The 21,687-nt window shown below is 55.4% G+C and carries 20 protein-coding genes; 9 read left to right on the top strand and 11 right to left on the bottom strand.

What is annotated here, in order from left to right; translation table 11 throughout:
• Positions 1 to 15 precede the first annotated feature (15 nt).
• Positions 16 to 1,542 carry a fumarate hydratase gene (locus GGR91_RS01605; protein WP_183939410.1) on the bottom strand — a complete coding sequence of 509 codons (1,527 nt, stop codon included), beginning with the start codon at positions 1,540 to 1,542 and terminating at the stop codon, positions 16 to 18.
• Positions 1,543 to 2,219: 677 nt separating this feature from the next.
• On the opposite strand from GGR91_RS01605, the gene GGR91_RS01600 reads away from it, so the two are divergent.
• The 5 genes from GGR91_RS01600 (at position 2,220) to GGR91_RS01580 (ending at position 8,482) form a co-directional block, all read left to right on the top strand.
• The gene (locus GGR91_RS01600; protein ID WP_407698383.1) at positions 2,220 to 4,130 is read left to right on the top strand and encodes a ribonucleoside-diphosphate reductase subunit alpha; all 1,911 of its coding nucleotides are present in this window, start codon (positions 2,220 to 2,222) and stop codon (positions 4,128 to 4,130) included.
• Between the two features lie 55 nt (positions 4,131 to 4,185).
• Positions 4,186 to 5,238 (top strand): ribonucleotide-diphosphate reductase subunit beta, encoded by a 1,053-nt coding sequence (locus tag GGR91_RS01595; protein ID WP_183939406.1) that lies wholly within the window; start codon positions 4,186 to 4,188, stop codon positions 5,236 to 5,238.
• 297 nt (positions 5,239 to 5,535) lie between these two features.
• Positions 5,536 to 6,957 carry an SEFIR domain-containing protein gene (locus GGR91_RS01590; protein ID WP_183939404.1) on the top strand — a complete coding sequence of 474 codons (1,422 nt, stop codon included), beginning with the start codon at positions 5,536 to 5,538 and terminating at the stop codon, positions 6,955 to 6,957.
• Positions 6,958 to 7,152: 195 nt separating this feature from the next.
• Positions 7,153 to 8,040 (top strand): AlbA family DNA-binding domain-containing protein, encoded by an 888-nt coding sequence (locus tag GGR91_RS01585; protein ID WP_183939402.1) that lies wholly within the window; start codon positions 7,153 to 7,155, stop codon positions 8,038 to 8,040.
• Between the two features lie 142 nt (positions 8,041 to 8,182).
• Positions 8,183 to 8,482 (top strand): DUF1294 domain-containing protein, encoded by a 300-nt coding sequence (locus tag GGR91_RS01580; RefSeq protein ID WP_183939400.1) that lies wholly within the window; start codon positions 8,183 to 8,185, stop codon positions 8,480 to 8,482.
• Between the two features lies 1 nt (position 8,483).
• On the opposite strand, the gene GGR91_RS01575 is transcribed toward GGR91_RS01580, so the two are convergent.
• Positions 8,484 to 9,473, bottom strand: coding sequence for a hypothetical protein (locus GGR91_RS01575; RefSeq protein ID WP_183939398.1), 990 nt, complete (start codon positions 9,471 to 9,473; stop codon positions 8,484 to 8,486).
• Between the two features lie 261 nt (positions 9,474 to 9,734).
• Between GGR91_RS01575 and GGR91_RS01570 the strand changes: the two genes are divergently transcribed.
• Entirely contained in the window at positions 9,735 to 10,049 is a 315-nt protein-coding gene (locus GGR91_RS01570) for a DUF952 domain-containing protein (protein ID WP_183939396.1), read from the top strand.
• A 214-nt stretch (positions 10,050 to 10,263) separates the two neighbouring features.
• Here GGR91_RS01570 and GGR91_RS01565 read toward each other — a convergent pair whose 3' ends face one another.
• Genes GGR91_RS01565 through lptF form a run of 3 tightly spaced genes read right to left on the bottom strand, consistent with a single transcriptional unit; the run spans position 10,264 to position 13,799 of the window.
• The gene (locus GGR91_RS01565; protein ID WP_183939394.1) at positions 10,264 to 11,415 is read right to left on the bottom strand and encodes an N-acetyltransferase; all 1,152 of its coding nucleotides are present in this window, start codon (positions 11,413 to 11,415) and stop codon (positions 10,264 to 10,266) included.
• Positions 11,416 to 11,468: 53 nt separating this feature from the next.
• Entirely contained in the window at positions 11,469 to 12,557 is a 1,089-nt protein-coding gene (gene lptG / locus GGR91_RS01560) for an LPS export ABC transporter permease LptG (protein ID WP_183939392.1), read from the bottom strand.
• Between the two features lie 3 nt (positions 12,558 to 12,560).
• Complete coding sequence (gene lptF, locus GGR91_RS01555; protein ID WP_183939390.1) at positions 12,561 to 13,799, bottom strand: LPS export ABC transporter permease LptF; 1,239 nt, start codon at positions 13,797 to 13,799, stop codon at positions 12,561 to 12,563.
• 127 nt (positions 13,800 to 13,926) lie between these two features.
• Between lptF and GGR91_RS01550 the strand changes: the two genes are divergently transcribed.
• From GGR91_RS01550 to GGR91_RS01540, 3 genes are read left to right on the top strand one after another with little or no spacing between them, the layout of a single operon-like run.
• A complete protein-coding gene (locus tag GGR91_RS01550) occupies positions 13,927 to 14,403 on the top strand; it encodes a DUF2141 domain-containing protein (RefSeq protein ID WP_183939388.1) in 477 nt (158 codons plus the stop codon).
• A 10-nt stretch (positions 14,404 to 14,413) separates the two neighbouring features.
• Entirely contained in the window at positions 14,414 to 15,385 is a 972-nt protein-coding gene (locus tag GGR91_RS01545; RefSeq protein ID WP_183939386.1) for a diacylglycerol/lipid kinase family protein, read from the top strand.
• Between the two features lie 32 nt (positions 15,386 to 15,417).
• Positions 15,418 to 16,341, top strand: coding sequence for a hypothetical protein (locus GGR91_RS01540; RefSeq protein WP_183939384.1), 924 nt, complete (start codon positions 15,418 to 15,420; stop codon positions 16,339 to 16,341).
• Here GGR91_RS01540 and GGR91_RS01535 read toward each other — a convergent pair.
• The 6 genes from GGR91_RS01535 to obgE all read right to left on the bottom strand — a co-directional run bounded on the left by GGR91_RS01535 (position 16,338) and on the right by obgE (position 21,641).
• Entirely contained in the window at positions 16,338 to 16,988 is a 651-nt protein-coding gene (locus tag GGR91_RS01535) for a YoaK family protein (protein WP_183939382.1), read from the bottom strand. The two genes, GGR91_RS01540 and GGR91_RS01535, sit on opposite strands and share 4 nt — an antisense overlap.
• 9 nt (positions 16,989 to 16,997) lie before the next feature.
• A complete protein-coding gene (gene spt, locus GGR91_RS01530; RefSeq protein WP_183939380.1) occupies positions 16,998 to 18,197 on the bottom strand; it encodes a serine palmitoyltransferase in 1,200 nt (399 codons plus the stop codon).
• 35 nt (positions 18,198 to 18,232) lie between these two features.
• Entirely contained in the window at positions 18,233 to 18,478 is a 246-nt protein-coding gene (locus tag GGR91_RS01525) for an acyl carrier protein (RefSeq protein ID WP_183939378.1), read from the bottom strand.
• A 90-nt stretch (positions 18,479 to 18,568) separates the two neighbouring features.
• Positions 18,569 to 19,477, bottom strand: a complete 909-nt coding sequence (locus GGR91_RS01520) for an NAD-dependent epimerase/dehydratase family protein (RefSeq protein ID WP_183939376.1) — start codon at positions 19,475 to 19,477, stop codon at positions 18,569 to 18,571.
• Positions 19,474 to 20,604, bottom strand: a complete 1,131-nt coding sequence (gene proB / locus GGR91_RS01515; RefSeq protein ID WP_183939374.1) for a glutamate 5-kinase — start codon at positions 20,602 to 20,604, stop codon at positions 19,474 to 19,476. Before proB ends, GGR91_RS01520 begins: the two co-directional genes overlap by 4 nt.
• Positions 20,589 to 21,641: a GTPase ObgE gene (gene obgE / locus GGR91_RS01510; protein WP_183939372.1), complete on the bottom strand. Its 1,053-nt coding sequence runs from the start codon at positions 21,639 to 21,641 to the stop codon at positions 20,589 to 20,591. The genes proB and obgE overlap by 16 nt, the downstream gene beginning before the upstream one ends.
• Between the last annotated feature and the right edge of the window lie 46 nt (positions 21,642 to 21,687).

Here is a 21,687-nt window from a genome sequence, read left to right as displayed (position 1 = left end):
AAGGCTGCTGAAAATCTAGCCCGCATTCTCCAACAATCCTTCATCCTTGATCCGCTTTTGCCAATAGGCAGGGGCCAATTGATGCACGTTATTCCCGTCGCTGTCGACTGCGACGGTGACGGGGAAGTCCTGCACTTCAAATTCGTAAATTGCTTCCATGCCCAGATCTTCGAAACCGACGACCTTGCTGCCCTTGATGGCGCGCGCCACGAGATAGGCTGCGCCGCCAACGGCCATGAGATATGCGCTCTTATGCTTGGCGATGGCTTGTGTTGCCGCGGGACCGCGTTCCGCCTTGCCGACGCAGGCCAGCAAGCCCTGCTCAAGCATCATGTCCATGAACTTGTCCATGCGCGTAGCCGTCGTCGGGCCAGCGGGCCCAACAATCTCCTCACCCACCGGATCGACTGGGCCGACATAATAAATCATCCGCCCTTTAAAGCTGACGGGCAGTTCTTCGCCTTTCGCCAGCATGTCGGCAATGCGCTTATGTGCTGCGTCTCGCCCGGTCAGCATCTTGCCGTTTAACAACAAACGGTCGCCCTGTTTCCAGCTGGCAACGGTTTCGGGAGTCAGCGCGTCCAAATCCACGCGGATCGCGGCAGTGTCAGGCTTCCAGTCTACCTTTGGCCATTCGTCCAACTTCGGCGCCTCCAGATAGGCAGGGCCCGACCCGTTCAGCGTGAAATGCGCATGACGCGTCGCCGCGCAATTGGGAATCATCGCAACTGGCTTGCCCGCAGCATGACATGGCGCATCCATGATTTTCACATCGAGGATCGTCGAAAGCCCCCCAAGTCCTTGCGCGCCGATACCCAACGCGTTGACCTTGTCAAAAATCTCAATGCGCATCGCCTCAATATCATTTTGTGGACCGCGTGCTTTTAGCGGCCCCATGTCGATAGGCTCCATCAACGCTTGCTTGGCCAGCAAGACGCAATGTTCCGCGGTCCCGCCGATACCAATGCCCAGCATTCCGGGCGGGCACCAGCCAGCACCCATTTGCGGCAACATTTCAACGACCCAATCGACGATATTGTCTGACGGGTTCATCATCTTGAACTTTGACTTGTTCTCGCTGCCGCCGCCCTTTGCCGCGACATCCACCGAAACTTTTGAACCGGCGACCATTTCGACATGCAGAACGCACGGCGTGTTATCTTTGGTGTTACGCCGCGTGAAAGCAGGATCGGCCAATACCGAGGCGCGCAGTTTGTTGTCAGGGTGCAGATAGGCACGGCGCACGCCCTCGTCGATGACCTCCTGAAGCGACGCAGACGTGTCCTCAAGCCGACAATCCATTCCCCATTTGACGAAGACATTGACGATACCCGTGTCCTGACAAATGGGTCGATGTCCCTCTGCGCACATCCGGCTGTTGGTCAGAATTTGCGCGATTGCATCCTTTGCCGCTGGTGACTGTTCCGCCGTATACGCATCACCCAATGCCCGGATATAATCCATCGGATGAAAATAGCTGATATATTGCAGCGCGTCGGCGACGCTATCGATCAAATCGGAATTGCGGATGGTGACAGTCATATAAGGCCCCGGACTGGATAGAACCCCCACGCCATTAACGTCCCGGGGGACTGATACAAGCATCATTCTGACCGGCTGAATCAATATTAGCGAACGACCGATGCGCCGGTCACATTTGTCCCGTCTGGATGATGCGGTGACCCGGTTTCTGTCTACAAAATGCAGCGCGAATGATTGGGTTCATTTTGACAACAGAAATATTTTCAATTCCTCATTTTCCATCTTGCGCCTTCAACAACACTTAGAACGTCCACGCGTCGCTACCTTTTGCCCACCGACAACTGCGATGAATGGAATCAGAATAGCGACGAATTGAATGGTTAATTTTCGATTTACCCCCTTGCGTCTTAAAATGAATAAGGCACTATAGGTAGCGGTTGGCCATAGGGGGCATTACCACAATTTGTGCTTGCAGCTTCAGACAGTGATTCTGTTGTTGGGGGGATTTTTCCCGTCGATAAGCTGGGGACAAGTGAAAATATAACCCCTGACGTGGTCAAAAAATGCTAACAGGGAGTTTCGCGCCCTGAGTCGAACAATATGGGAACACGCGTTCCCGACAGATATTTGAACTGGTCGCTGGCCGCCGGGAAACCGGCATCCAGTTTCGGGTCGCCGCAATGAATGGAGCAACGGGTTAAATGGATTTCAGGGATGCAGGCCAAGGGGCCGACGATATGACCGCAATGATGACTGATATGCTTGAAAAAGTTGCTACCGAAGCTGTGAAGGTTGAGGCCGAGGCCAAGCCGGCTGATGATAAGAAAGCAGCGTCGAGCAAATCCGTTGACGAGCGCCGTTTCAACGTTGTGACGGATTCGTCGCGCGACGCCCTGCTGACTGAATTTGGCAAGGACACGCTGCAGGACCGTTATTTGTTGCCGGGCGAAAGCTATCAGGACCTGTTTGCCCGCGTCGCGTCGGCATATGCGGATGATCAGGATCATGCCCAGCGGCTCTATGACTATATCTCGCGCCTTTGGTTCATGCCGGCAACGCCAGTGCTGTCAAACGGCGGAACGGGACGTGGTCTGCCTATCAGCTGCTATCTGAACAGCGTCGACGACAGCTTGGAAGGCATCGTCAACACATGGAACGAAAACGTCTGGCTCGCATCACGCGGCGGCGGCATTGGTACCTATTGGGGCAATGTGCGCGGCATCGGCGAACCTGTGGGCCTCAACGGCAAGACCAGCGGCATCATCCCGTTTGTCCGCGTTATGGACAGCCTTACCCTCGCCATCTCGCAAGGTTCGCTGCGTCGTGGTTCGGCCGCGTGCTATCTCGATGTCAGCCATCCTGAAATCGAAGAGTTCCTTGAAATCCGCAAGCCATCGGGCGACTTCAATCGCAAGGCACTGAACTTGCACCATGGCGTGTTGCTGTCGGACGAATTCATGGAAGCCGTCCGCGCTGGTGAAGAATTCAACCTGCGTTCGCCCAAAACCGGCGAAGTGCGCAGCACGGTTGATGCGCGTTCGCTGTTCCAAAAGCTGGTGGAAACCCGCCTTGCCACGGGCGAGCCGTATATCATCTTCAGCGACACCGTGAACAACACGATGCCCAAGCATCACCGCGATCTTGGGCTGAAAGTGTCGACGTCCAATCTTTGCAGCGAAATCACTTTGCCCACGGGTCGCGACCATTTGGGTAATGACCGGACTGCGGTCTGCTGTCTGTCGTCGCTCAATCTCGAAACTTGGGATGAGTGGAACGGCGACAAGCTCTTCATCGAAGACGTCATGCGTATGCTCGACAACGTGCTTCAGGACTTTATCGACCGCGCGCCGGACGAAATGTCGCGTGCCAAATATTCGGCAGGTCGCGAACGTTCGGTTGGTTTGGGCGTCATGGGCTATCACAGCTTCCTGCAGTCACGCGGCGTTGGCTTTGAAAGCGCGCTTGCCAAATCTTGGAACATGAAGTTCTTCAAACATATCCGGGCGCAGGTTGATGAGGCGTCGATGATGCTGGCCAATGAGCGGGGGGCCTGCCCTGATGCTGAGGAAATGGGCGTTATGGAGCGCTTTTCCTGCAAAATGGCGATTGCGCCGACCGCGTCGATTTCGATCATTTGCGGCGGCACCAGCGCGTGTATTGAGCCGATTCCGGCGAATATTTACACGCACAAGACGCTTTCGGGCAGCTTCATCGTGAAGAATCCGTATCTGGAAAAGCTGCTGCAGGAAAAGGCGAAGGATTCGACCAATGTGTGGAACAGCATCCTTGAAAAGGGCGGCTCTGTCCAACATCTCGACTTCTTGACGGCTGAGGAGAAGGACACGTTCAAGACCAGCTTTGAAATCGACCAGCGTTGGTTGATCGAACTGGCCGCAGACCGCACACCTTATATCGATCAGGCGACATCGCTGAACCTGTACATCCCCGCCGATGTGGAAAAATGGGACCTTCTCATGCTCCACTTCCGCGCATGGGAATTGGGCGTGAAGTCGCTATATTATCTGCGTTCGAAGAGCATCCAGCGCGCTGGCTTTGCCGGCGGGGTGGAGGCGGACAACACCGCCGAACTGCCCGTGATGGAGCTTGCCGCGCAAACCGATTATGAAGAGTGCCTCGCCTGCCAATAAGGCAAAAGGGACACGACCGACCGTATTGAACAGTTAAAGACCCAAGGAAACCGACATGTCATTGTTACAAGCACGCAATAGCTATAAGCCTTTTGAATATCCTTGGGCCTATGACTTTTGGAAACGCCAACAGCAGATCCATTGGCTGCCCGAAGAAGTGCCCTTGGGCGAAGATTGCCGCGATTGGGCGCAGAAGCTTTCGGACCACGAACGCAACCTGCTCACGCAAATCTTCCGCTTCTTCACCCAAGCCGATATCGAGGTGCAGAATTGCTACCACGAAAATTACGGCCGCGTGTTCAAACCGACCGAAGTGAAGATGATGCTGACCGCGTTTTCCAACATGGAAACCGTCCACGTCGCGGCATATAGCCACTTGCTCGACACCATCGGCATGCCCGAGTCCGAATATTCGGCCTTCCTCGAATATGAAGAAATGGCGGCGAAGGTTGATTATATCCACCAATTCGGCGTCGACACCGACGAAGACATTGCCCGCACATTGGCGATGTTCGGCGGCTTTACCGAAGGGCTGCAACTGTTCGCATCCTTCGCGATGCTGATGAACTTCCCGCGCTTCAACAAGATGAAGGGCATGGGGCAAATCGTATCCTGGTCGGTCCGCGACGAATCGCTGCACTGCGAAGGCATTACCAAGCTGTTCCACGCATTTTGTGCAGAGCGCGGCTGCCTTACCAAGTCGGTGAAGGAAGACATTATCGATTGCTGCCAAAAGGTTGTCCGTTTGGAAGACGCGTTCATCGACCTTGCGTTCGAAATGGGCCCCGTCCCCGGCATGACCGCCAAGGAAATCAAACGCTACATCCGCTACATCGCCGATTGGCGTTTGGGCCAGCTGGGCCTGCCCGCGATCTACATGGTCGAAGACCACCCGCTGCCATGGCTCGCGCCATTGTTGAACGGCGTCGAGCACGCCAACTTCTTCGAAACCCGCGCGACCGAGTACAGCAAGGCGTCGACACGCGGCGATTGGGGCCAAGTGTGGGACAGCTTCGACAATCGTAAGAAAAAGATCATCGGCATTGAGCCCGTCGCCGAAAATGACGGCGTCGATATGTTCGAACAAGCCGGGGTCGCCGCGGAATAATCCGCCCCCCGTCGCCTGTCGTCAGGATGGAGACCACCCCGTTTCCACCTGACGACCGCGACCCATATATTCCATAGATAGACATAAACGAAGCGACGGCGCCCGACGCCGATCGCCGCACATGCGCGCGTCCAGCAGCGGCGTGAGGCGTTACGTTTTATGTCACTGGTAAGGTTGTAAAATCTTATCCCCTCCGATTGACTTCACATTTGTTGACAATATGGTTGAAGCATAGCCGGCAGTCCAAATGACGGCGCGGATATGTTCGAACAAGCAGGGGTTTCTGTGGAGTAAATTGTGTCTAACCGAGCAGCAGCCTACCCCAAAATATTCATTTCATATAGATGGACTTCACCTGACCATGAGGAGTGGGTGCTGCAGTTTGCCACATCGTTACGTAGCGATGGGGTTGATGTAATTCTAGACAAGTGGCATCTCGAAGAAGGGCAAGATACACTCGTCTTTATGGAGCAAATGGTAAGCGACCCTGCAGTGATCAAGGTACTCTTGATCTGCGATGAAGCCTATGTAGAACGCGCCAATTCTAGAACGGGTGGGGTAGGTACGGAAGCACAAATTGTGTCCGCTTCGGTCTACAATAAAACTGACCAAAATAAATTCGCGGCTGTCGTGAAGGAGCTAAATTCCGAGGGGAAACCTTTTCTTCCTCACTATATGGCTACTCGACTTTATTTTAACATGTCATCAGATGACGCTGAAGCCGTAAATTACGATAAGCTATTACGATGGATTCATGGAAAACCGTTCCACGCACTTCCGCCAATCGGCGAGCCTCCTAAATTTTTAGAAACGACTTATGCGGCAGGCTCTTCGATAGTTCGCGCAACACGTCGCCCTAGCCAAACAAATCTTCCGTCAGATCAACTTACAGCCAAAGCATCGGAACTACTCACATTTATCGCTGATGATGCTCCCTCTTTTATCCGCAACCTAATTGAGGAAGAGCACCCAGAAAATGCCGCATATGAGGGGATCAAAGCGACATTTCCGGTTTTAGAAAATCTTAATCTCGCGTTGTCCGACTTGGTTAGATCTGGCGATCAAAGATCTATTGATACAGTTCATAGTTTTTTCGAAAAAATATTCAGCCTGTGGGATTATCGTCCCATGAACTCGCAATTCACGCGTTGGGATAACGATGCTTATCAGTTTTTCGGCCACAACGCCTTTGTCAGCTTTGTGGCGATCGCGATGAGAGAGCGGTCGTTTGCTATGGCGGCAGATGTACTTTCAACGCCTTTTTTCAAACCCAGAGACAACCAAAATACTGGCGATGCGGTTTCATATTCCAAGTTCAAGCCATACTTGCAGAGCTTAGAAGCCAGAAACTCTAACATGAAGTTGAATCGGCTGTCTTTGCATGCCGACCTTCTGGCGGAGCATCACGAGCATTCATCCGTGGCATTTAATTATTTTATGGAAGCAGACCTAACTTTGTTTGTCAGAGCTAGCTTATCACCGAAAGACTCTTGGTATCCCGATTCATCGATCTATCTTAGCGACGCATACGGGGCGCTGCCGACCTTTGCCCGAGCAACTTCGACCCGCGTTTATGACAAGCTTAAGGTTATTCTCTTTAACAAGTCGCCTGACGAATTGCGTCAGCAAATCACAAATATGTCAGTGCCACGAAGTGCCTTTAGAGAAATTCCTATCAGAGATTTATTAAACGTAGAGAAGCTAGGTACCGCTGCTTAGGAACGCCGTACCAGCTAAATTCACTTAAACGCTTCACATCATTGGCTCAACTAATTCAAAACCTGCGCTTCCAACGAAGATCGGAGGCTAACTAAGGTTGGTCATTTAGCTCATTAAATAGGCCTCCGAATTGCCGACGCTCTTTAGCTGCCACAAATCTTAATAAAATTCTCAACAATAGTATCGGAGCTTTTTGTGGACGAAATTACCGTGCGATCTGCGATTGAGCAGGGCGAGTGCTCAACTGTTGAGTTCAAGAAAATGGCCAAAGAACCAAAAGCAATCTGCAAAGAAATTGCTGCCTTCGCCACCGGCGAAGGAGGCATGCTGTTAATTGGAGTAGCCGATGATCGGACGATCTTTGGTCTGACGGATGCGAAAGTCGTTCGAGACAAGGTCGAAAGATGGATTTACGAGCATATAGTGCCCGCACCCGCTATAGATATTCGTGTCATAAGTCTCGATGAAAGACAGCTAGTCGCAGTCGAAACGGCTAATGGCACTGCTCCGTTCTACATGGCTCATGATATTCCATATATTCGGATAGGGACGTCCTCTCAACCGCTCCAGCCGGAACAGATTATTGATTTAGTGAGGGGGAGGCCGATTGAGGAAATGATAAAATCATTTGAGTCGACGCTGGCAGTGACCCGATCAATGATCGCGAGCACTCAAGCGATAGCCATCTCAGCGCAAGTCGCAATCGCGCCTGGAATATTTGGGCAAGGTGAGCTAGCGACGATGCAGTATAATCAGGTTCGGCAGAAAATTTTTGCTGAAATTGGATCTTCTCCAGTGATCATGGCGCTTCAATCGAGCATCGCAGTCGCAAATGCGATGGCGTCTGCTCAAAGGAGCTCTCCAGCGCCCAGGATCCAAGGGCAAGGTGATCTAGCAACTATGAATTATGCCGACCTTATTGATCAACTAATGAAAGATCCACAATTTGTGATGGCGCTCAGTAGTTCGCAAACTAATGCGAGCTCAGCCATCGCGTCAGCCGCATCCGCTCAAACTGTCGCCCAAAAAGCAATTAATGAGATTGCTCAATTGAAGGCAAAACTTGCAACAATTGTCTCTTGATCATCGTAACGACCAAGTCGATCAGTGTCGGATTCAATGTTTATTTCGACAAACCCGCCACACCCGTGGTCTTGCCGACCTTCGTGGGCGTGTGAACCATATACCGGCTACCAAAACCCACTAACCCGCCAACACACCACACATGACCCTCCCTACCCTCCTCACCCTCCCCAATGCCCTTGGCCTGTTTGCGCTGGTCAATCTGTGGACGTTCATGCTGTTCGGTTTTGACAAGATCCGTGCGGCGCAAGGGACTTGGCGGGTGTCCGAAGGGACGTTGCTGGCTTGGGCGTTTTTGGGGGGTACCATCGGCGCTTATGCCGGCCGTGCATTGTTCCGGCATAAAACGCGCAAGCAACCCTTTTCCAGCCACCTGCACCAGACCGCGATACTGCACGGCTTGGCCCTCGCGCTGGTGGGGGGTTGGATGCTGGCGGGGTAGTTTAGGTCTCCGTCTCCGTCTCCGTCGCCTTCGCCTTGCGTTTCCAATTCGACTTGCGCTTGCGTTTTGGCACCTCGTCCGTTGGCGCCTCCAGCTTCTTTAGCGCGTCTGGTTGCGCCCAATAGGGTAGCTCTGCCCCGGCATTGGTCCAGTGCGATTCCCCTTCCTGAAACGGCACAAATTCGGTCACCATGTCGGGCAGAACCAATTCGCCGTGATAGGGGGAGGTGTTTTTGCCCGTCGGGACATAAATTTGGTCGGGATCATCGACCATCATTGCGATTGCATCATCGCCGCCTTCGTCAATAATCTCCCCCGCGGCGCGGTAGCGGGCGGCGCATGCCTCCAACGCGGCGGTGATCGCGGCCTGTGCCTCTGCGTCCAGCGCGATGCCTTCAAAATTTTCCAGCGCGCGGGCCGCGTCGTTGATGTCGGCGGCGGTGCCATTGCCGTTGATCACGGTGCGCACGGTGGTGGTGCTGGCCTCTGCCGCCGCGATGCTGCCGCCTGCGCCTCCGCTTGCCTCTCCGTTGGCTGACCCCGCTTGGGCCCGGCTGCTGAAATAGTTGATCGTGGTGCGTTTGCCGTTCGCATCCTGCCCATAATGGCGCAGGCAGAACATCAGCAGCCGGTCGTTGCGTTTGCGCCGGTACCCCATCAACTTGCCCTTTTCAAAGACGGGGATCATCTCCCCCTCAATCGCCCGTTCAAAGGCGATGTCCTTTAACTTCTGCACCCCGAAATCGAGCGCGGCATTCCACGCGGCGCGAAACTCCTCCGCGCCCTTTTGCCGGCGCAGATAATAGGCGCCCTCCAACGACATGTTGACGATGGCCGTCGCACGCGTGACGCAGCCGGTGTCGGCCAACGCCTCAATAAAGCCGCGCTGCCGCTCCGGCGTCCAACCATCATGGCGGTATCGCAGTGGCACGGGGGTGAAATCAGGCAAAGGCGGACGGTTTTCGCGGGGGACGGGGACTTTGTTACGCATAATAGGCTCCATTTGAAAAAACGGAGGCGATTATGAACCATATAGGTTCGTGTAGGAAAATGGTTTTTTTGCCCCCCCACTTCGTCATGCTGAACTTGTTTCAGCATCTTACTTTTCAACGTCGATAATTAAGACCCTGGAGCCGGAGGCGTGCAAAGCACAAACAAGTTCAGGGTGACGGTAGGGGAGCATGACGAAGTAGGGGGAGACGACGTAGGCACGCGGCTTGCGTCCACCCCTGCTTTTCGGCATGGGCGGCCTATGTCCGAAAACCGCCATCCCAAAACCGCCTTCAAAATATTCACCGCCGCGCAATGGGCGCAGTTTGAAGCCGACGGCGTCTTTCACGGCGCGCCGGTCGATCTGGCCGATGGCTATATTCATTTGTCGGCCAAGGATCAGCTGCAGGGCACGCTCGACAAGCATTTTGCGGGGCAAGACGGCCTTGTGATCGCCGAAGTGAACTTGGCCTATCTGGGTGAGACCATCGTCTGGGAGGAATCCCGCGGCGGTGCGCTGTTCCCGCATATTTATGGGCCGTTGCCGATGGGCGCGATTGTCGGCCATTTGACTTAGATCAAAGCATGACCTGATTGCGCGGTGCATAGTGGCCTCCTCAATATAGGAGCCTGATATGGACGTTTTGCAAATTCCCGTCGTCGCCTTGTTCACCGGCATGATCGCATCCTTTGCCGTGGTGATGATCTACGCCTCTATCGGCGAAGCCATCACGCGTTAAATTGGCCAATCAAATGTGAAACGGCGGGCGGGCGCGACATGGCCTTCGCGGTCAAAGCTGCTTTTCGTAAATGCGGTACACCTTGTTGATTTTGCCGTTAATCGCCTCACCCACCGAACGCATCGGGCCATTGTCATCAAGGACCCAGCCAAATTCACCGCGGCTTGCGCCATATTGGCTGGTGGATGCGTCGCGAATGAGCGAGACCATCATGAACGCCAATTGGCTTGCCATGCGGGTCGACTGCAGTTTTTTCATCACGCCCATCAACGGCACGCGCATCGTGCTGACCTTTGGCGCGCGCAGCCACCACAAAAGCTTTGCCCAGTTGAACGGGAACAGGCTGCCCCCAAATTGACCGATTTTTTCGTTGATGTCGGGCCATGTCATCATGAAGGCGACGGGTTCGCCATCGACCTCCGCAATCCGGATCAGGTCGTTAAAGACGATCGGCTTTAACTGCTTTCCGGTGTGCGCGACCTCGGCATCGGTGATGGGCACGAAACCCCAATTCCCGCTCCACGCGTCGTTCAATATGGACAGGATTAACGCCGCTTCCGCGTCAAAATTATCCTTGTTCACTTTACGAATGACGATGCGTTCGTTGCGCTCGCCCGACGCGACAATGCGTTCCACCAGCGGCGGAAACGGCACATCAATCGGGATTTGATAGGTGTAGAGATCTTTGACACCGGCGTAGCCCGCAGCCTCAATCCACCCGCCATAGGCCGCGTTATGATAGCCCATCAGCACGGTGGATGGATGGTCATGGCCATCAATCAACACGCCGGGCTCTTCCCAGATGGACAGGCTTAACGGCCCGAGCGAGCGCACCATGTTTTTGCTGCGCAGCCAATCTTCAGCCGTCGCAATCAGCAGCTTTCCGGTGGCTTCATCTTCCGCCTCAAAAAATCCCCAATTGCCGACGCCGGGGCCCATGCCTTGCTCTGGCGGCTGTTTCAGCGCGAGAAAATCCAAATGTGCGGAGATCCGGCCAACAACTTTCCCGTCCTTTTCCGCGAGGAAAAGCTGCGCCTCTCCATGTTCGAACCATGGGTTCTTGCCCGGTGTAATCGTCGCCATCACATCGCTTTTCAATGGCGGAACCCAGTTGGGATCATTGGCATAAAGCCGGAACGGCAGGTCAATAAAGGCGCGTTTGTCTGCCTTGGTTACAACCGGCCGAATGATGATGTCTGTCATAGTGAATTCCCGAAACGCATTTTTATGTGCCCAAAGCCGCCTGATCCGCAGGCTCATTCTTCGGTGCGGATGAGCACCGTTTCGCCGATGAGTAAAAAGAGCAAAAACGGCCCCCATGCGGCAATCCAGGGCGGATAGGCGCCCAGATTGCCCATCGCCAAGGCAAAGTTATCCGCAACGAAATAGGTAAAGCCAAGCGCCATGCCCAGCACCGCGCGCACGAACAAAGCGCCCGAGCGGGCAAGCCCAAAGGCCGCGACCGCAGCCAGCAAGGGCATTAACAAGGTCGACAAAGGCCCTGCCAGCTTGTGCCACAATATGCCTTCAAGATTATCGGTGCGGCGACCGGCGGCACGCAGATCGTCAATGGCGCGCATCAACGGCAAGAAGCCAAGGCTGTCCCCGTCAACCTTAACGACGTTGAACCGATCGGGCGTAATGCCTTTGCCGATGACGAGATTGCTGATCTTCTTCTGTTCGGTGGTCGCGACATCAAATGTTTCGGCATTTTCAAGCAGCCATGCATTGTCAACATAACGGGCATTCGGTGCCGTAATGACCTGACGCAAACCGCCATTGGCGCGCAAATAGATGCGGACATTATCGAGGACGATATTGTCGCCCGATCCTAGCACCCTGCTTGCATTGATAAGGTCGCCGCCTTCGCGGACCCACACATTGTTGCGCGGGTCACCATCGGGGGCTATCGCGCCATATTCGGCGTCCTTCCAAACCTTAAGCTTTTGGGTATTCGGGGCGACGACAACGTCGTTAAAGGCGAACGAAATAAGCGCGACGCCCAAGCTGGCGACAAACATGGGCGCAAGAATTTGGTGCGCCGACAATCCCGCCGCCTTCATCGCCACCACTTCGCTGTTCTGGCTGAGGGTCGCGAAGGTGATTAATGTCCCCAACAGCACCGAGAAGGGCAGAAATCTGGCAATAATTTGCGGTGCGCGCATCGTCACATAGCGCAACACATCACCCTGATCATTTCCGGGGACCGCCAATATCTTGCCACTTTCTCCCAGCAGATCGAGCGTCATCAACACCAGCACAAGCATCATCAACACAGCAAAGCTGCGCACGACAAAGAGCCGGGCCATGTACATTGTAATGTTGCGCGAGGGGAAGAAATGCATGGGTTATGACCCCTCTTGCGGCACAGACATGCCAATGGTGGCCAGCCGCGATTTCCGGCCCCAGCGGAACAGTTTCTTGAACCATTTACCGGCCTTCGTCGCGAAGACTTCAAGTGCGCCGATGGGCTGACCGCCGGGCACATGCGCGATCACATGATACATCCAGATGATCAACGCGGCGAACAGCACAAATGGCGCCCACAATGCGATAACCGGGTCAACTATACCCATTGCGCCGACGCTTTCGGCATATTCGTTTATCTTATGATAGGTCACGACCATCACGATCGATAAAAAGACGCCAAGCGCGGATGTCGACCGTTTCGGCGGTATCGCCAGCGCCAATGCAAGCAATGGCAGTAGGAGCATCATCGCCACTTCAACAAGGCGGAAATGGAAATTAGCCCATGCACTGTCGCGGTCCAGCTGCGGCCTTTGCGTATCATTTCCGATCTGTACCAATTCGGTAATCAGATATTCGCGGTCTTTGCCGCCACGCGACCGAAAACTTTCGATCTGCGGCAGCGGGATGGGGACATCATGGCTGGTAAAGCTAAGTACGCGGGGTGATTTATAATTGGGCGCGTCGTGCACCAGCGTGCCCTTTTCCAATCGCAGCAATATTGTGTCCGGATCATCGGTGCGCAAAAACTGCCCCTTTTCCGCCGTAACGGCAATCGACTGTCCTTTATTGCCCTGCGCGTACACAAACATGCCAGACAGGGCGTTGCCATTGTTCCGGCTTTCATCGATGCGCACGGTCAAATTCTTGCCGACATTATTGAATTCGCCGACCCGGACCTTTGCCCCAAAGGCGCCCGAACGCAGCTCGAACCGGAGTTCTTCATATAGATAGCGTGCGCTGGGCTGAACAAATCCGACAATGGCAAAGTTGACGGCGGCAAGCGCGATTGCCAGCAAGAATGGTACGCGCAGCAGCCGGAAGTAACTCATCCCCACCGCCCGAAAAATGTCGAGTTCGGACGATGTCGCGAGCTTGCGGAACGCCAGCAATATGCCGAGCAATAGCCCGATAGGGATTCCGAGCGACAGATATTCCGGCATCAAATTGGCGAGCATGCGCCAAACCACGCTGACTGGTCCGCCCTCTGCGGCGACGAAGTCAAACAAGGTCAACATCTTGTCCAGCAGCAACAATGATGCCGCGATTGCGAGCGTCGCCAGCAACGGCAACATCACAAGCCGGAAGATATATCGGTCGGTGGCAGTAAGAAATTTCAACTTATGGTCGCCCTGTCACCCTAATTTGGCCGCAAACTGACCCGATAGACGCTTACAGGTTCAGGGGCAATATATCGATGGTATCCTTGTGAAGTGATACTGGATTTGCTGTTCCAGGAGTTTTGAGATGCATACATATTTGGTTCTTATATCTGTCACAGCATTGGCGCTCGTATCGGGCACCGCTGCTGCAGGCCAGGAAATAAGCAATGATTTGTCGCGCTGCGCCGCAGGCAAAGGCCCCGCTGTGCTGGTGAACGTGCAGGGCGTGAAAGAAGCGAGAGGCAATGTGCGCGTGCAGTCTTATGCAGCAACGCCTGGATCTTGGCTGGCCAAAGGCCGCTGGCTGCACCGCATCGAAAGCCGGGCGAGCGCAGGAAATATGAGCTTTTGCATGCCTGTCCCTTCCGAAGGGAAATATGGCATCGCTGTGCGCCATGACCGAAACGGAAATGGCAAAACAGACTTCACGCAGGATGGCGGCGGTTTTTCCAACAACCCCAGCGTGAGCATATTGAATTTGGGCAAGCCGTCGGTCAGCAAAGTCGCATTCGACGCGGGCCCCGGCGTCACGCGGATCACCATCAACCTGAAATATATGTGAAGGTAATGATTTGGCTTTAGTCGCGCTCCTTTCGAACCCCAATTCAACCGGCAACAGGTCGTTGTTGCCGGCGGTTCGAAACTATTGCGCGAAAAATCCTGATATATTCCATTACGAAGTCGAAGAAATTGGGCAGATCGCCAAAGCGCTGGAAATGATTGCCCGCGTGAAGCCAAAGGTGCTCGTCATCAATGGCGGCGATGGCACCGTGCAGTCCGCTTTGACCGAACTATACCATGGTGGACATTTTGAAGGGTCGCCGCCGCCCGTCGCGGTGCTGCCCAATGGCAAGACCAACCTGATTGCGCTCGATTTGGGTGCTGAAGGTGACCCGTTGGAGGCGCTGGCGCGTATTATCGACGTCGCAAAGGGCGATCTTTCCGAACATATTGTTGTCCGCGAACTGATTGCGTTAAGCGATGGCAGCGAAGGCGCGCGTCCGGTTCTTGGCATGTTCTTGGGCGGCGCAGGCCTTGCCGAAACGATCCTATATTGCCGCCACAAAATCTATCCGTTGGGATTGCCCAATGGCTTAAGCCATTTCCTGACGTTCATCGCCGTTATGTTTTCAGCCTTTGTCCGCGTGAAGGCAAGTTTCCTGCCGGAACGATCAAAGCCCGTCAGCATATCGTTTATCCGCAACGGCGAATTGCAGGGCACATTTTCGATTCTGATCGTCACCACGCTGGAAAAGCTGTTGCTTGGCGGACAGGCCGGAAAAACCAAACAGCGTGGTTTGATGAAGTTTATGGCCGTCGACCAAACGCCATGGGCGATGCTGAAAATGATCGCGGCATCACTGCGCGGCAAATTGGGCCATACGCCCACAAGCGGCGTCCATTTCCAGCAAGGCGATGTCATCCGCATCGATAGCGAACGCAGCAGCGTCGTCTTGGATGGCGAAGTGTTCGAGGCGTATCGCGGTAGTCCGATCGTGCTTCGGTCAACCCCGCCCGTCCCTTTCCTGAAACTCGCTGCTTAACAAGCGGCAACGGAAACGGCTAAGGCGCATATATGCTTTCGCTGACCCAGCTTGTGGCCGAGGAATTGGCCGTACCCGCGCAACAGGGCGCAAGCGACTTCGCTGCGCATATCGCCGCACAATACGGCACGGCAGCGCGCGCCGTTCTGTTCTACGGATCGTGCCTGCGGTCGGAACAGCTTGAGGGCGAGATGTTGGATTTCTACCTCATCGTGTCCGATTACCAATCCGCTTATGGACGCGGTTGGCTTGCCACATGGAACCGCCGCCTGCCACCCAATGTATTTCCGTTTCAACATGGCGATCTGGTCGCCAAGGTGGCTATTTTAAGCGAAGCGGATTTTCACCACCTCAACCGCCCGGCGGCGTCTGCGGTGTCGGTCTGGGCGCGCTTTGCCCAGCCATCGCGGCTTGTCTGGTGCGCTGATGAAGATGCACGGCAGTCTGCGGTTCTCGCGATATCCGGTGCCGCCCCGACCTTGCTGAATGCAGCACTGGCATTTGCCGAGCGCGAAGCCAATGTGCTCGACCTTTGGCAGTCGGGATTCCAGATGACCTATGGCGCGGAGCTGCGTGCGGAACGCAAGGACCGGCCATCTTCGGTGATTTCATTCGACCCCGATCGCTATGTCCGCTTTGGCCGGGCGGCATTGCAGCACATAACGATCGCACATGAAGTGCGCGGCGACAAAATAGTGATCATGCCTGACCCCGATGGCCATATCGTTCAAGAAAAACGCCGCTGGCCCGCCTTACGTCGACGCGGAAAATTGCTGACCGTTGCGCGGCTGGCAAAGGCGGCGTTCACTTATGCGGGTGGCATTGATTATCTGGCGTGGAAAATAAACCGCCACGCCGGCACGCACATCATAGTGCGTCCGTGGCAGCGCAAATGGCCGTTAATCGCGGCATTGTTTCTGGTGCCCAAGCTTTTGGCAAAAGGCGCCGTGCGTTAGAACGTATTTTTGCGCGGAACGAAAAGCGCCAGAGCAAAAACCCCTGCATATGCGGCGGGCAGCCACAGGCTTTTAAGCCCGAACGCGCCAAACATCAGCGCACCAATCATCGCGCCGCTGGCCAAACCCAGCCAAAGCAGCAAATAGGGCACCCACTCCAGACGCGCGCCACCGCTGATCAACGTCGCAAGGCCTTGCCCGATCTTGACGAGCGCACCGGTCATATAGGTCAAGCCGAACGACACCGATCCTTCGCGTTCAAACAGCGTATTTTCCATCCCCATGCAAAAGGCCGCAAAGCACAAAGCGAGTGGCAAAAATCCGGCGTCAGCCACAAAAGGCGCGGCGAACAGCAAAAGTGAAATGCCGGTCAGGATAATCGCCTGCCGATGATGCGGGCCAAATGTCGTTTGGCGGCCAACCAGCGACCCGGCGACAACGCCGCCGACAAAGCTAGCCAGCAGCGCTGCAACCAAGCCGATATAAGGCGCGCTTTCAACGATCCCGACGCTAAGGCGCGTCGAGTTACCGCTCATGAACGACAGGAAAAACCCGCCGCTCGCCATAAATCCGATGGCATCCACCATGCCGGCCATTGCCGCAAAGCCAGTCGCCAATAAGCGTGCGTTGCGGTCAAGCCTGTTCATGGGGTGGCGTCAAATGATCCCGACGGCCTTGCCCGCGCGTTCGAAGCGGCTGAGGATATCGGCAACCTGTTCGCTGCTATGTTCGGCACACAGGGAACAGCGCAGCAATGTCATCCCGGCGGGTGTCGCAGGCGGACGGGCGAGGTTTACATATAGGCCATTCTCAAGAAGCGCAGCCCACATCATCGCGCCTTTTTCCAAATCGGGCATGATCACCGCGATGATGGCGCTTTGCGCATCAGGCGTGCCGAGTTTGAAACCCAGATCGCGTAGGCCCTGGTGCAGATTTCTGGAGTTTTCCCACAAATGCGCACGCTTGTTGCCATTGTGCATCAACTTGCGAATGCTCGCCGCCGAACATGCGACGACCGCTGGCGGCAATGACGCCGTGAACACATAAGGGCGGCAGACAAGCCGCATGATTTCAAATTTGGGATGGTTGGACACGCAGAAGCCGCCGACTGTGCCGACCGATTTGGAGAAGGTGCCGATGACGAAATCGACATCGTCCAACACGCCCTGCTCTTCGGCCACGCCGCGGCCATTCTCGCCGATAAAGCCCATCGAATGCGCTTCGTCGACAAGGATCATCGCGCCTGCTTCTTTCGAAACGCGGATCATTTCCTTGAGCGGCGCAACATCGCCCAGCATCGAATAGACACCTTCAAGCACGACAAGCTTGCCCGCATCGGCGGGCAGGCGCTTCAACCGTTTTTCTAGCGCTTCGACGTCATTATGGCGGAAGGCGACGATTTCGGCATCGCCCATTTTGCAGCCGTCATAGATCGACGCATGGCTATCGATATCCAGAATGATATAATCGCCCTTGCCCGCAATCGTGCTGATGATGCCCAGGTTCGCCTGATAGCCCGTGGAAAAGACCATCGCATGGTCCATTCCGTAGAATTCTTTCAACGCGTCTTCGCATTCCTTGTGGCCCTGAAATGTGCCGTTCAAAACGCGGCTGCCGGTCGTGCCTGCGCCAAATTCGTCCAACGCCTGCTTGCCCGCGGCGATGACATCATCGTCAAAGGTCATGCCCATATAATTATAGGTGCCAAGCAAGATGGTTTCCTTGCCATTCACGACGGCAACGGTCGGCGATTTCACCTCTTCCATCACAAGGCTGAACGGGTCTTTTACGCCCGTGGCGAGCAAGCCTTCACGTTGCGCAATCAGGGCATCAAATTTGGAGAATAAGTCAGTCATGCACGTCTTCCGTTAAAATCAGGCGTCCGTTTGAATTAGGCTGCGGTCAGCTTGGTAACCGCATCGACCAGTTGGCCGACATTTTCGATTTCAGCCTGTAAATTCATGCTGATGATGATGTCAAAGCTGTCTTCGACTTCAGCGACAAAATCCATGACGGTCAGGCTGTCCCATTCCAAATCACCTGCAAAAGTGGTGGTCTCACCAACCTCGACACCTTTTTTGTTAAAAGGCTCAATCAGGCCCTTTAGGCGATCAAACATTTCACTGCGGTCAGTCATACGTAAATCCTCAAATTATGGGACGGGCAATGCGCCATATGGGCGCGCTATGGCAAGCGAATAAGGCGGTATGAGGGCAAAGCCATGCGCCTACATCCACCCTTGTGCGCGATACCAGCTTGCGGTGTCTTTCAATCCCTTGGGTGTTGCTATTTCCGGCTGCCAAAGCTGGGGTTCTGGCGCAGCATCGCGATTGATTGTCCAGTCGGGATGCGCCAGATAATTGGCGCGATCGGGCGTCAGTTTCGCCTTTGCACCGCGCACCGCACGGTCGGCCCATCCGGCCATTTTCAGCAGGAATGCAGGCGCATGCACCGTTATGACATCGCGCCCAACCGCCGCACCGATGGCCTTGGCAAAACCGGCGTGGCTCCACCCGCCTGCGGTTCCGTCATCTGCCTCAAACACGCATTTCGACACATTATCCGCCGACAGCAAAATCACCAGCAAGCGGGCCAGATCATCGACATGAATGACCGACACCTTTCCCCGCGGCGGTAGCAAGGCCCATCCTTTGGCGGCGATACGGAACATATCGAACATTTCGGTGTCGCCGGGGCCGTACACACCGGGCGGACGAATGACGGTCCAGTCGAGCGATGATGTGCGCACAAGCGCTTCGGCTGTGGCCTTGCTCGCGCCGTACATCGAAAGCTCCGGATGGCGCGCAGCAAGCGAGGAGACGCATACAAAACGGCTGATACCAGCCAATTGGGCAGCGGCGAGGATATGGGCTGTGCCGGTAACATTGCCGCTTTCGAAACCCGCAGCATCAGGCGCGTTGACGACGCCTGCGACATGCAAGACAGCATCGGCGCCGGTGCACAATTCGCTGAGGCTTGCCGTATCATTTAGGCTGCCATGAACCCAACTCACGCCGGCTTTTTTGTGCTGATCCCGCCGCGTCAGCGCGCGGACATGCCAACCAGCGGCAATCAACCGATCCAGCGTGATCCGTCCGACAAAACCCGTCGCTCCGGTTAGCGCGACTGTTTTCACAAAAGGACCAGCTGATCGCGGTGCACAAGGACGGAGCGGGGCACGGTGCCCAAGATATCGGCCAATTCGCTCGAGCGATGGCCGCAAATGCGGGCGGCATCGACGGCATCATATTCGGAAAGGCCGCGCGCGACTGCAATGCCATCGTCATCGCTGATGTCGATAACGTCGCCGCGTTTAAACTCACCCTCCACCGACAAGGCGCCTGCAGGCAACAAGCTGCTGCCCGACATGAGCGCCTGAATTGCGCCAGCATCGACGCGGATGCGCCCCTTGACGGTCAGGCGCCCGCCCAACCAGCTTTTGCGTGCAGAACCACCGTCACGCGGTGCAAAAAAGGTGGAAGGCCCACCCGCTTCAAGCGCGGCAAGCGGGTGATCGCGAAGTCCGGAGGCGATGACCAAACCGATGCCAGCGCGTGTCGCAATATCGGCGGCATCCAATTTGGACGCCATACCGCCCGACCCCATGCCAGAGGATGAACCCTCCGCCACCATGATGCGCACATGGCCGTCAATTTTTTCGATTGTCGGCAACAACGTCGCACCCGGTAAATGTGGCGCGCGGTCGAACAGGCCATCGACATCCGACAGTAAAATCACCCCACTCGCGCCAGCCGCCTGCGCCACGCGTGCGGCGAGCCGGTCATTGTCGCCAAAGCGGATTTCTTCGGTCGCAACGCTGTCATTTTCATTGATGACGGGAACGGCCCCTGCACCCAAAAGGCGATCCAGCGTGGCGGCAATGTTCAAATAGCGGCGGCGATCCTCCAGATCATCCAGCGTCACGAGCATTTGCGCCGCAGCAAGCGACTGCGCGTCCAATAACTCGGCCCAGATGCCCGACAGCACAATTTGCCCAACGGATGCCGCAGCCTGCGCATCGGCGAGGCTGCTGCGGCCGCCTTTTTCAAAACCCAGACGGCGCGCACCCAATGCAATCGCGCCGGAGGTGACGATAACGATCCGCTGCCCGGCCTTGTGCCGCGCGCTGATATCCGCAACGAGCGTTTCCAACCATTGCCGCCGCACATTCCCGTCGGGCTGCACCAGCAGCGACGATCCGACCTTGACCACCAACAGCGGGCAAGATGTCGGCAGAAATGCGGCGTTTAGATCGGCGACCATGTCCCGTCCTCGGTGATGCCATCGGCCTTTGCGCCTTCAATCCCGCTTTTGGCGGGCAGCGCTTCCAAGATCCGGTCGAGCACAAGATCAACGCCCTGCCCCGTCGCACCGGAAATGGATATCACATCCAACGCGCCGGCTGCCTGCAATTGCTCGGCAATGTCGGCCATCAATTCGGGATCAAGCAAATCGCCCTTGTTGAGCGCCACAATCTGCGGCTTTTCGTCCAACGCTGCGCCATATTCGCTCAGTTCGTCACAGACGATATGCCAAGCGGCGATGGGGTCATCCTGCGTCGCGTCGATCAAATGAATGAGGATGCGGCAACGTTCGATGTGGCCCAAAAAGCGATCGCCAATGCCAACGCCTTCGGCTGCACCCGCGATAAGCCCTGGAATATCCGCCAGAACGAATTCGCGCGATTTATGGTCGACCACACCCAATTGCGGGCGTGTCGTCGTGAACGGATAATCGCCAACCTTGGCCTTGGTATTGGACACCTGATTGATGAAGGTCGATTTGCCCGCGTTGGGCATGCCGACAAGTCCGGCGTCGGCCAGCAGCTTCAGGCGCAGCCAGACATATTTTTCTTCGCCCGGCCAACCAGGGCCATGCTGCCGCGGTGCACGGTTGGTTGAGCTTTTATACGATGCGTTTCCGCGACCGCCATCGCCGCCGCGCAGGAACACAACGCGTTGGCCCACCTCGGTCAGATCGAGCAAAAGCGAACGTTCTTCGTCATCGGCCAGCACCTGTGTGCCCACAGGCACCTGAATGACCAAATCATCGCCATAGGCACCGTGGCGATCACGGCCCATGCCCTGAATACCGCGCATGGCTTTGAAATGCTGCGCATAGCGAAAATCGATAAGCGTGTTCAGTCCAGCGACCGCTTCAAAGATGACATCGCCACCCTTGCCGCCATTGCCGCCGTCTGGGCCGCCATATTGGACATATTTCTCACGACGAAAGCTGACCGCTCCCGGGCCACCGGCGCCGGAACGGATAAAGATTTTTGCTTGGTCGAGAAAATGCATATGTTGACCTTAGACTATCAAAACGATTTCGTCATCCTGAACTCGA

The sequence above is a fragment of the Sphingorhabdus rigui genome (assembly GCF_014196595.1).
GTDB classification, from domain to species: Bacteria; Pseudomonadota; Alphaproteobacteria; order Sphingomonadales; family Sphingomonadaceae; genus Sphingorhabdus_B; species Sphingorhabdus_B rigui.
Note: the sequence above shows the minus strand (reverse complement) of the source record. Positions and strands in the feature narration are given on the sequence as shown.